Genomic DNA, 11261 nt, shown 5'->3' with positions numbered 1-11261 from the left:
GCCTCGCTCGAGACCGAGCCGCTCACCGCAGACGAACGTCGCGCCCGCAACGGCATCGTCTCGCGGCAGATCACGCTGCGCTGACGTCCGCCATCAGGTCGCACTGAGCTCGGCTCTCCGCCGGGCAACGACCGCGGCGGCGCTCGTCATCAGGCGCTCACCTTGCCGTCACTCGTGAGGCCCCCACATCGTCAGGTGCGGGGGCCTCACGCGTGTCGCTGCCGGGGGCGTCGTCGTCTGACGGAAGGGGCCGAGCGCGGCGCGCGTCCGACGTCGGCTCCACGTCGGCGACGGTGTGAAGGGAGCAGTGGGAAGGGCTCGAAGCCCCCGGAAGCCTGTACACATCTGCGATTTTCGTCCACATTCGCCTGCCCGCAACGTCCGTTGAATGTGGACGTAAATCGCAGATGGGTACGGCCGTCAACTCTTCACGGCAGGCACGCGAGGGGCTTCGCTCGTGCGCGGCGATCCGAGGCGCGCCGCGACGATGACGAGCAGTGGCATGATGACGAGCGCCCCGGCGGGCGGGATCGAGGTGCCCGAGTCGTTGGCGAGGAATCCGGCGGCGAGCATGATCGTGATGGCGATGAGGCCGTGCCGCATCATGGGCACGCGCACGAATAGTGGCTTGAGGAAGCGCCCGGGCCCGTCGGGAAACGCGAGCACGACGATGCACACGACGAGCCAGATCGGCACGAACCAGTAGAACCAATGCGTGTTGAGCATGTGCCAGTTTGCGTACAGCACCCGCCTGATCGGGTTGACCCGCCCGTCGCCGATGAGGCCGGCGAAGATGTCGCCGAGGTGTGTGCGCGCACTCTCGCCGCGCAGGTAGTCGAGCCAGCCGATGACGAAGACGAACGCAGCACCGCCCAACGCGGCGAGCAGCAGTCGCGTCAGCGTGATCCGCCACCCGCGCGCACGCATCGCCAGGTAGATGATCGCGGGCACGAACGCTGCCGAGCCGCCACCCTCGTTGCCCCACTGCGGCACCCCGTTGACGAGGATGGCGGGCACGCCGATCGCGAGCACCGTCAGCAATGCGAGCCGCGGCCGTTTCATCGCGCGATAACGCCCCGCGAGCATCGCCGCGACGAACAGGCATGACGTCATGAACAGCGCGTATCCGACGTTGCCCATCCCGAAGAATCGGCCGCCGTACACCGGCTGCAGCCCGAGCACGCTGACGAGCTGCAGCGGCGATCCCTGTACCGCATCCATCGCGAGCACCAGCGCGGTGCAGGAGGCGACGAAGACGGCAGGGCCGGGCGTCCAGCGACGCCACGGCCCGAGCAGTGCTAGCGTCGCGATGACGACGATGATGACGACGACGCACCCGCCGAGCCACGCCAACGCATGGTCGTGGAGGTACCAGGCGTAGAGGTTCGCCAGGAAGGTGGCCACCGGCACCGCACCGAGCAGCGCACCCGTCGTCGCCCACCAACCGCGCGCCACCCGCAGCCGGCGCGTCATGACGGCGCGGGCCGCGGCGTCGCCGTCAGCCGCGTCGCGTCCTCGCCATGGCCACCACGCCACACCAGGACGTGGGCCCGCACCGACGCCCGCGTCGTTGCCGCCGGCCACGTCACGTCCGCTCCAGGGCCACCAGCGCGCGCGGACCGACAGCCACGCCCCGATGGTGACGGCGAGCGCGCCGAGGGCCGCGACCCAGACGAAGAACGGCCCGACGAGGTTGCGCTCGGTGCGCAGCAGGGTCTGGGTGTTGCGCACCGAGCGCAGTGCGGCGGGCGTCGAGACGGGTTCGATCGACAGGGGGCGCCCCTCGCCGAGCACCGGCGCGCGGGGGGTGCGTTCGAGGACGAACGCGGAGATGTCGGTCGTCGTGACGATCCCGCGCTGACGCGTCTGGCGCGAGCGCAGCATGCCCGAGCCGACCGTCGGCCCGTCGAGCATGATCGCGCGCGGCGATTCGGGGCGTTCGTCGTCGGTGAGGCCGGTGACGAGGACGGTCGTGTCGAGGGGTGCCGCGTCGAGTACCTGACGCAGTTGCGCGTCGCTGCGCCCCTCGAGCGAGACGTACGTGACGGGGCACGCGGCGAGGTCAGCGCCGGAGATGCTCGGCCAGTAGTGCGAGACGACGCCCTGACGGTTCGCCGCACCGAGCGTCGCCCGTTCTCCGACGGCGCTGACGCACTGGCCGTCCTTCTCCAGTGTCGAGGTGACGAGCCCCATGCGTGAGGGGATGTTGCGTTTCAGCGCGTCCTTGGCCCACGTGCTCCACTGCGGGTAGCGGTAGGTGTGGTGCGTCGCGTCGTACTCGCCTTTCACCGGGGGCGGGCAGAAGTCGTTCGTGCCGGACGCTGCCGCCATCGGCGGGCTGTAGCCGAGCGGGGTGCGTGTACCGGAGCCCAGCGTCACCCATGCCGCGTCGCTGCACGAGTGGTCGCTGATGACGCGGACGAGCTGGTTGCCGACGGCGGCGTGCTGCGACATGTCCCACAGCGTCGGTGTCGTGTCGGGGTTGATGTCGCTCCATGTCAGCCCCGGCATACCGACGACGACGAGGTTGCCCGGCAGCGCGCGATGCGTGGGGGAGGTGTCGGACTTGGCGACGGAGATGCCCGCGGCGAGCGCCGCGAACGTCACGGCGGCGACGAGAGCAGTCACGAGCCACCGACGGAACACTGCTCAAGCGTAGTCGCTGATCCTGGATCCTCGCTGCGACCCGGTAGGCTCGTGGCCCGTGGATCTCGCCCTCGCCCTGACCGTCTTCACGACGCTGTTCCTCGTCGAACTCCCTGACAAGACCTTCATCGCGACGCTCGTGCTCGCGACGAAATACCGACCGCTGTACGTGTGGATCGGTGTCGCGTCGGCGTTCGCCGTCCAGACGGTCGTCGCCGTCCTGTTCGGACGCGTCCTCACGCTGCTTCCCGAGAAGCCGGTGCACGCCATCGTCGCGCTGCTGTTCCTCGTCGCAGGTTTCGTGCTGATCAAGGGCGCGAAGGAGGCCGATGAGGGTGAGGCGGAGGCCGAGGAGGAGTTCGGTGCCAAGGCCAAGCCGGCCGAGGGGCTCAAGGCGATCGGGGCGAGCTTCCTCATCCTGTTCCTCGCCGAGTGGGGCGACCTGAGCCAGCTCGCGACCGCCGGTTTCGTCGCGCGTGGCGGCAACCCCTGGCTCGTCGGCCTGTCGGCGTTCCTCGCGCTCGCCCTGGTCTCGGCGCTGGGCGCCGTCGCCGGAAAGGCGCTGCTCAAGCGGCTCAGCCTCTCCGCCATCCGCACCGCCGGTGGCGTCGTGTGCCTGCTGTTCGCGGCGCTCATGGTGGCCGCCCTCGCCGGCGTCGAATTCCCGGCCTGGGTGCCGGTCTGATCGACCACGCCCGGTTGCATAGGCTGACGTCGTGATCGCCATCGCTCTCGCCGTCGCAGTGTGTGCTCTCCTGCTCGCCGGGTGGGCGCTCGTGCAGGTGCGCGCGAGCGAGGTCCGCCTCGCGTCCATCATCGGTGACGACGACGGCGGCCCGCGCCAGGTGGCGCGCGACATCGCCGCCGCCCGAACCGAACTCGCCGCAGCCCGTGCCGATTCGGGACGCGCGCTCAAGCACGTCGCCGTCGTCCGCTACGACGCGTTCGGCGACATGGCGGGTCAGCTGTCGTTCTCGGCGGCCCTCGTCGATGACGCCGGTGACGGGCTCGTCATCTCGTCGATCCACGGGCGCGCCGAGTCGCGCACGTACGCCAAGAGTGTCGAAGCAGGCGCGAGCTCGAGCGAGTTCACGCCCGAGGAGAAGCAGGCGGTCGCCGCGGCGCGCGCCGGTGAGGGGAATGCCCGATGACGCACGACGACCCGACCTACGGCTACCTCGGCCCTGCCGGCACGTTCACGCAGGCTGCGCTGCGGGGGTGGATCGAGCAGCAGACGCGTGACGCCGCCGGAGCGGTGCGTCCCGCCAGTGACGAGGGTGCGGACGTGACCGCGCCTGCCGCGGGTGCTTCGACCCGAGATGAGGCGAGTTCGCACCAGACTCCCAGCTCGTCTGGCGCCCCGACCACTGCGGACGGCCTCGTCGCGGCTGCCCTGGAACGTTCGGTCCCGTTCGCGACCGTCCCGGCAGCGCTCGACGCGGTGCGTTCGGGTGGCGTCGACGGCGTCATGGTGCCGATCGAGAACAGCGTCGAAGGTGGCGTGAGCTCCACGCTGGATGCCCTCAACGCGGGAGCCGGCGCGCCCACGGACTCGCAGTTGCTGCTCGTCGGTGAGGTGCTCGTGCCGATCACGTTCGTCCTCGCGGCCCGCCCGGGCACGCGCGCCGAGCAGATCACGGGCGTCGGGTCGCACTCGCACGCGTGGCCGCAGGTGCGCGGCTGGATGGCGTCGAACCTGCCACAGGCGACCTACGTGCCGACGCTGTCGACGGCCGCCGCCGCGCAGAGCCTCGCCGATGACGCCGCCGAGAACTTCCAGGCGGCCGTGTGCGCGCCGATGGCCGCCGACGTCTTCGGCCTCGAGACCCTCGCCACACACATCGGCGACAACGCGGGCGCCGTCACCCGATTCGTCCTCGTGACGAAGGCCCGCGACGCCGCGGGCCGCCCCCGCACCCCCGCGCCGACGGGCCACGACAAGACGACGCTCGTGCTGTACCAGCACGCCGACCGCGCCGGTGGGCTGCTCGAACTGCTCGAGCAGTTCGCGACGCGCGGCATCAGCATGTCGCGCCTCGAATCGCGCCCGACGGGCGAGGCGATGGGCAGCTACTGCTTCTCGCTCGACATCGAGGGGCACATCGCGTCCGAACGTGTCGGGGAGGCGCTCATGGGGCTCAAGCGCGTCGCCGCCGACGTGCGTTATCTCGGCTCGTACGCGCGCGCCGACAAGCGTCCCGTCGACGTCGCCCCCGAGACGAGCGACGAGGCCTTTGCGGGCGCCCGCGCCTGGCTGCACGCGCTGCGCTGAGCGCCGGCCGCCTGAACGGGGTCTCCTCGTCGCAGGGCGCCGCGCGTCAGTCGCCCGTCAGTGCCGCGTGCGGTGACGCGACTCGACGAACGGCGCGTCGTGGTCGGCGAGCCAGCGCAGCACCTGCGGTGCGACCTGCGGTTCGGTGCGCGCGAGTCGCTCGTGCAGTTCGGCGAGGTTGAGGCGTACGCCCAGCTCGTCGAGCGTGCGCAGGATCGTCAGCGTCATCTCGAACACCAGCGCCCAGCGGTCCTCGGCCTCGGGCGTGAAGGCGTAGTCAATGCGTCGGATGCGCGGGTTGTCCTGCACGCGCTCGAACCGAGCGTCGAGTTCCGCGCGCGTCGCGCTCGTGCGGGCGACGGCGGCGTCGAGCTCCTCCGGAGAGACGGGGTCGAGGCGGCCCGCCGGGTGCTCGGCGGCGTGACGCAGGGACGCATCGTCCTCGCGCACGTAGAAGTGCAGCAGCTGACTCGTCGCGCGGCCCTGCGCGTCGCCGAACGGTGCATGGTCGTTCGCCGGCGGAACGACGGCGCCGTGGTGCGTCCACACGCGACGCAGCGGGGTCGCCGCGTAGAGCAAGTTGTCATGGATGTCGGCGCGCAGCGGTTCCGCCGCATAGGGGTCGCACACGAGCTCGCGGGCGAGCTCACGCGTCGTCGTGAAGCCGTAGCCGAGCACCATCGCGATGAGGTCGCCGACTTCGTCGGGCCACGGCGTCGTCGTGACGGACGTGATGGCGATGGCGGGCAAGCCGACGTGGGGGCGATGCACCTCGCTCGCGCGCGGGCAGCCGACGTGCTGCACGGCCCAGGCGGCGTAGGCGTCGGGGTTGGGCTGCAGGCTCGTGTCGGCGAAGCGCGGTGCGCGTCGGCTGCGGACGGCGAACGCGTCGTGCAGCGCGTCGTGGACGAGGGGGTACTGGTTCGGTTGCGGCGCGGTGGCCTCGGCGCCCTGTGCGCGTAGGTCGATGCGGTCGGAGACGTGCATCGGGTAGCCGCGCGGGCCCTCGAAGACGGGCAGGACGGCGGCGCCGAGCCCCGACGCGGTGGCCGTGCGCACGACGTTGACGGCGCCCTCGTCAGCAGTGATCGCCGTCAGGGTGCTCTGGGCCTCGGCGATCTTGGCGCGCACCGTCTGCAGCCGGTAGGCCGCTTCGATGAGCTCGGGGTTCTCGGGGGCGGGGTCGAGGATGCCCATGACACGCGGCAGGTGCGTCGGGTCGTAGATCGCGCGGCCGGTGGGGTCGCTGCTCATGCCGAGGATGCGTCCGATGACCTTGAGCGTCATCAGGGGCGGTGACGTCGAGTGCCGCCAGCGCTTGATGATCTGCTCGTCGACGGGTGCGCTCAGACCGCTGGAGGGCAGGTCTGCGTTGATCGCCTCGGCGAGCGCCTTGTTCGTGAAGCGGCGCAGTTCCATCCAATGCTTGAGTTCGCTGCGGAAGATCTCCCAGCTGGAGTCGTGCGCTGCCATCGTCGGTGGTCCCCTCGTGAGCGTGCCCGTGTCCGACGCGGGCGCATGCCGTGGCTTCCGGCCAGTGTAGGAAGGCGCGGCTCGCTTCGCCGCCCACTAAGTCGGTTGTCCGACCTGTGGACAGAAATTTTCGCCGACCCTCGTCAGGCCCTATTCGACCAGGACGAAAATTTCGGATTGACCAGGGGGCACTCGTGGTCGGCCAGCCACCGCAGCAAAGAGTGGGCGATGTCCGGTTCGTCTCGCAGCAACCGATCATGCACGGCGTCGAGGCCGTCGGTGCGCTCGACGCCGAGCTCGGCGAGAAAGCGCGTCGCGGCCAGCGCCGCGCCGAGGGCGTTCTCCCACCGCTGCGCCGGCGTCTCGGCGAACGGTGTCGGCACGAGCAGGGTGCGTCGTCGCACGTGGGCGAGCGCGCCGCTGTGCAGGCGGGCCTCGACGGTGGACGCGGTGGTCTCCGCCAGCGTCAGAGCCTCCTCGGCGCTCATGCCGAGCTGCCCGCCGAGCCATTCGGACGTCCACTCGATGAGCCGGTGATCCTCGACGAGTCGGATGTGCACGAGGCCGGGCGAGCCGGTTCCGTCGGCTGCGGCCCACGGTGAGTTCGGGTTGTCCTCGGGCACCATGACGCTGTGGTGCGTCCACACGTGGTGCGACGGCGGGCGCGCGACGAACTGATCGTGCACCTCGCTGCGCAGCGCGTCCGTCGCGATCGGGTTGCGCGTCAGCTCACGCGCGATCTCGCGGGTCGAGACGAAGCCGTAGCCGAGCAGCCACGCGATGATGCCGCCCACGTCGTCGGCCCACGCACTCGTCGTCGAGGCGGTGACGGCGATCGCCGGCGCGGCGGGGTGGATGGCCTTGCCGTTGCGCATCGAGGGGCGGCCGATGAGCTGGATCGCCCAGTGCGATTGTTCAGCCAGATCATCAGGCTGGGTGCTGAATCGTGGATGGCGGGTGCCCGGTACGGCGGCGTTGGCGACGAGCGCGGCGAGCATCTCGTCGTTCTCCTCGACGGCAGGGATGTCGTCGCGCGGGGTGCGGAAGTCGATGCGGTCGGCGACATGCATCGGATAGCCGACCGGCCCCTCCCAGACGGGGAAGACGGCCGCGGCGTACCCATACGAAAGCGCCGTCTGGACGAGCTGGCCGGCGCCGGTTCGCGCGGCGTGGCGGCTCAGCTGGCCGCGCACCTCACTGAGGCGCAGGCGAAGCTCCTGCAGGCGCAGGCTCGTGTCGAGAAGTTCCTGGGCCGGCGCGGCGGGCGCGAGCAGGCCCATGCGACGCAGGATGAACGCGGGATCGTAGGGAGCCTGACCGCTCGGATCGTCGCTCATCGCGAGCAGCGAGGCGATGTGACGCACGGCTTCGAGGGGCGGTGACGTGGAGTGGCGCCATCGCTTGACGACGTGCTCGTCGAACGGCTGGTCGACGGAGAGTTCGTTGAGGCGAGCGGCGAGGGCCCTGCTCGTCATCCCCCGAAGCTCCATCCAGTGGCGGAACTCCTCGCGGAACGCCTCCCACCCGGCGTCATGGCTGGCCATGCAGCAGCTCCTCGTTCTCGGTTGCGCTTCCCCCGTGCGCGGCGCCGTGGCGGCTCGCGCGGGTCTGTCGTCCGCCACCACCCGGTCGGACGTCAGACCCACTACGCGTGTCGGATTTCACCACTTGCGTTCGATAAAGCGTACCTGACGGTCAACATAGATTCAGGGTCGTTGGTCCCTTCGGGTGAAGGAGCCGGTGCGGCGTGCAGTGAATGAGACGCGCCCGCAGCGCCAAGGTTGTTGTGATGTGGGGCACACTGGTGGAACCGACGAAAGGAAAGACCCATGGGCCCGGCCGCACCCCTGCCGTACCGCTCGCCGTGGATGGACGACGAACTGGAAGACCTCCAGCGTCTCGCCGCCACGTTCAGCCGCGAGATCTTCGCGAACATCGACCGCTACAGCGAACAGCACCAGGTCGATCGTGACGTCTGGACGAAGGCGGGTGAGCTGGGCCTGCTCGGCCTGTCGGTGCCAGAGGAGTACGGCGGCAGCGGCGCGACGTTCGCGCACGAGGCCGTCGTCGCCATCGAGCAGGCGAAGGCCGGTGACGACTCGTGGGGCTTCGTCGTCCACGCCATCATCGTGACGCACTACATCGTCGCCTACGGCACCGAGGAGCAGAAGCGCAAGTGGCTGCCGAAGCTGTGCTCCGGCGAATGGGTCGGCGCCATCGGCATGACGGAACCCGGCGCGGGCTCCGACCTCAAGCGCGTCTCGACGCGCGCGGTGCGCGACGGCGACGAGTTCATCATCAACGGCTCGAAGACGTTCATCACGAACGCCGGTCACGCCGACCTCATCGTCCTCGTGGCCCGCACCTGCGAGCGTGACAAGGCCGCCGGGCACAAGGGCATCTCGCTCATCGTGCTCGAGACGGCCGACCTCGACGGTTTCGAGCGCGGGCGCGTGCTGCAGAAGATCGGCCAGCACGGTCAAGACACGCGCGAACTGCACTTCACCGACATGCGCGTACCCGTCGCGAATCTGCTCGGCGAGGAGGGGCGCGGTTTCTACCACCTCATGGAGCAGCTGCCGCAGGAGCGCCTCGGCCTCGCGTGCACCGCCGTCGGATCGGCGGAGCTGGCCGTGAAGCTCGGGGTCGAGCACGCGAAGTCGCGTGAACTGTTCGACGGCACGCTGATGGACCTGCAGAACACGCGCTTCGTGCTCGCCGAGTGCTCGACGGACGTGCTCGCCGCCCGCACCCTGCTCGATCACTGCATCATGCTGCACATGGAGGGCAAGCTCGACTCGGCCACCGCCTCGCGAGCGAAATACTGGACGACGGACGTGCAGTGCAATGTCATCGACCGCGTCCTGCAGCTGTTCGGCGGCTACGGCTTCATGCTCGAGTACCCCATCGCGAAGATGTACGCCGGTGCGCGCATCCAGAAGATCTACGGCGGCGCCAACGAGGTGATGAAGGAACTCATCGCCCGCTCGTTGTGACCTGACGCCCGCAGAGCGGTTCGTCGAGTCCGGCGAACCGCTCTGCGGTGCCCAGAGGCCGCTGCGTGCGCGATTGGGCAAGATGAAGGCGTGAACATCGATATCGCACATGCCATGCCTGGGGACGTCGAGGATTTCGTCGATCTGTTCGAGCAGTACCGCAGCTTCTGCGGCAAGGCGCCAACGCCAGACGCGCGGACGTTTCTGGCCGAGCGCATCGAGACGGGGCAGACGCTCGTCCTCGGCGCCCGGGACAGCGTGGGCGTCGTCGGGTTCGCGCAGGTCTACCGCGCGTTCGACTCGATCCACCTCACTCACGACTGGGTGATCGCCGACCTGTTCGTCGACGGAGCCGCACGCGGACGCCGCGTCGGCGGGTCGCTGCTCGAAGCGGTACTCGACGGTGCCCGTGAGAACGGTGCGCACCACGTTCGCGTCAGCACGCAGAGCAACAACGCCTACGCGCACCGCCTGTACGAATCGCACGGCTTCGAACAGCTAGACACCACGGGCGCGACGGTCTACTACCAGCTGAAACTGCGCGACCACCACTGACGCGCTGCGTCCCTGAAGGCCCGCCCCTCCGCGATTGTCGTCCCCATCTGCGATTCGGCCATCTTCGCAAGCGGCGTCCTCATCCGCGATTTCGGTCACATTCGCCCTTGAATCGACCGTCGTGGACCGTGGATACGCAGGGGGCTTCGACCGGCTCGGTTGGAGCGTTGTCGGTGGCCCGTGGCAATGTGAGGGCATGACGACTTCTCAGATGATCGTGCTCGCGTCGCGCCCCCATGGCGCGCCCACCTCCGACAACTTCCGCCTCGAGACGCGGGAACTCCCCGCCCTCAGCGACGGCGAACTGCTCGTGCGCAACACCGTCATGAGCGTCGACCCGTACATGCGTGGCCGCATGAACGACGTGAAGTCCTATGTCCCGCCGTTCCAGATCGACGAGCCCCTCGACGGCGGCGCGGTCGGCGAGGTCGTCGAATCCCGCGCTGAGGGTTTCGCGGAGGGTGACCTCGTCCTCCATGGCCTCGGCTGGCGCGACATGGCCGTCGTGCCCGCGAAGGCGGCACGCAAGGTCTCGACGAACGTCGGTGGCGCGCAGGTGTCGCCGTCCGCCTACCTGGGCGCGCTCGGCATGCCCGGCATCACGGCGTACGGCGGGCTCATGCGCGCCGGTGAATTCCACTCCGGCGACGCGGTGTTCGTCTCCGGCGCGGCCGGTGCCGTCGGCTCGCTCGTCGGTCAGATCGCGAAACTCGAGGGTGCGTCCCGCGTCATCGGTTCGGCGGGCTCCGCACAGAAGATCGCGCGCCTCGAGGAGCTCGGTTTCGACGCCGCCTTCAACTACAAGGACGGTGACGTCCGCGGCCTGCTCAAGAACGCCGCGCCGGACGGCATCGACGTCTACTTCGACAACGTCGGGGGCGACCACCTCGAGGCGGCCATCTCGTCGATGAACACCCACGGGCGCATCGCGATGTGCGGCGCCATCGCGCAGTACAACTCGACGGAGCCGCCCGCCGCGCCGCGCAACCTCGCGCTCGTCATCGGCAAGCGCATCACGATCCGCGGGTTCATCCAGAGCGACTTCCGCGACCTCGTGCCCGAGTTCCAGCAGAAGATGGCGACGTGGCTCGCCGATGGCTCGGTTCAGTGGGACGAGACGGTCGTCGAGGGCCTGGAGAACGCGCCGCAGGCGTTCATGGACCTGCTGAACGGCGCCAACACCGGCAAGATGGTCGTCTCGATCTGATCGTTCGACTCCCGTCGCGCCACGCCCCGCAGGGCGGCGCATGCGACGTGAGATCCAGCTGCGTCACCAACGTCCGGGTGAGTCAGTCCTGACTGACTCACCCGGACACGAG

9 protein-coding genes are annotated in these 11261 nt (G+C 69.6%); 6 read left to right on the top strand and 3 right to left on the bottom strand.

Annotation, left to right across the window (positions count from 1 at the left end; all coding sequences use genetic code 11):
* Window positions 1-420: 420 nt before the first annotated feature.
* Window positions 421-2628 carry a hypothetical protein gene (locus tag B2284_RS05715; protein WP_136788146.1) on the bottom strand — a complete coding sequence of 736 codons (2208 nt, stop codon included), beginning with the start codon at window positions 2626-2628 and terminating at the stop codon, window positions 421-423.
* A 76-nt stretch (window positions 2629-2704) separates the two neighbouring features.
* Here B2284_RS05715 and B2284_RS05710 point away from each other — a divergent pair, with 76 nt between their 5' ends.
* From B2284_RS05710 to pheA, 3 genes are read left to right on the top strand one after another with little or no spacing between them, the layout of a single operon-like run.
* On the top strand, window positions 2705-3331 hold the full coding sequence (locus B2284_RS05710; protein WP_074039607.1) for a TMEM165/GDT1 family protein: 627 nt from the start codon (window positions 2705-2707) through the stop codon (window positions 3329-3331).
* Between the two features lie 31 nt (window positions 3332-3362).
* Window positions 3363-3797, top strand: coding sequence for a DUF4446 family protein (locus tag B2284_RS05705; protein WP_240742467.1), 435 nt, complete (start codon window positions 3363-3365; stop codon window positions 3795-3797).
* Window positions 3794-4918, top strand: a complete 1125-nt coding sequence (gene pheA / locus B2284_RS05700; RefSeq protein ID WP_136788144.1) for a prephenate dehydratase — start codon at window positions 3794-3796, stop codon at window positions 4916-4918. Before B2284_RS05705 ends, pheA begins: the two co-directional genes overlap by 4 nt.
* 57 nt (window positions 4919-4975) lie before the next feature.
* On the opposite strand, the gene B2284_RS05695 is transcribed toward pheA, so the two are convergent.
* Together B2284_RS05695 and B2284_RS05690 are read right to left on the bottom strand one after the other, a co-directional pair.
* Window positions 4976-6391: a hypothetical protein gene (locus tag B2284_RS05695; protein WP_062257181.1), complete on the bottom strand. Its 1416-nt coding sequence runs from the start codon at window positions 6389-6391 to the stop codon at window positions 4976-4978.
* A 143-nt stretch (window positions 6392-6534) separates the two neighbouring features.
* Complete coding sequence (locus B2284_RS05690) at window positions 6535-7935, bottom strand: hypothetical protein (RefSeq protein ID WP_062257184.1); 1401 nt, start codon at window positions 7933-7935, stop codon at window positions 6535-6537.
* A gap of 285 nt (window positions 7936-8220) precedes the next feature.
* Between B2284_RS05690 and B2284_RS05685 the strand changes: the two genes are divergently transcribed.
* The 3 genes from B2284_RS05685 (at window position 8221) to B2284_RS05675 (ending at window position 11149) form a co-directional block, all read left to right on the top strand.
* Complete coding sequence (locus B2284_RS05685) at window positions 8221-9387, top strand: acyl-CoA dehydrogenase family protein (RefSeq protein ID WP_062257185.1); 1167 nt, start codon at window positions 8221-8223, stop codon at window positions 9385-9387.
* A gap of 90 nt (window positions 9388-9477) precedes the next feature.
* Window positions 9478-9942 (top strand): GNAT family N-acetyltransferase, encoded by a 465-nt coding sequence (locus B2284_RS05680; RefSeq protein ID WP_051805511.1) that lies wholly within the window; start codon window positions 9478-9480, stop codon window positions 9940-9942.
* 196 nt (window positions 9943-10138) lie between these two features.
* The gene (locus B2284_RS05675; protein WP_040015050.1) at window positions 10139-11149 is read left to right on the top strand and encodes an NADP-dependent oxidoreductase; all 1011 of its coding nucleotides are present in this window, start codon (window positions 10139-10141) and stop codon (window positions 11147-11149) included.
* The last annotated feature ends 112 nt before the right edge of the window (window positions 11150-11261 follow it).

This window comes from Dermacoccus sp. UBA1591, from assembly GCF_002322065.1.
Lineage (GTDB): Bacteria > Actinomycetota > Actinomycetes > Actinomycetales > Dermatophilaceae > Dermacoccus > Dermacoccus nishinomiyaensis.
The sequence above is the reverse complement of the archived record's forward strand: the minus strand, read 5'-3'. Positions and strand labels throughout refer to the sequence as shown.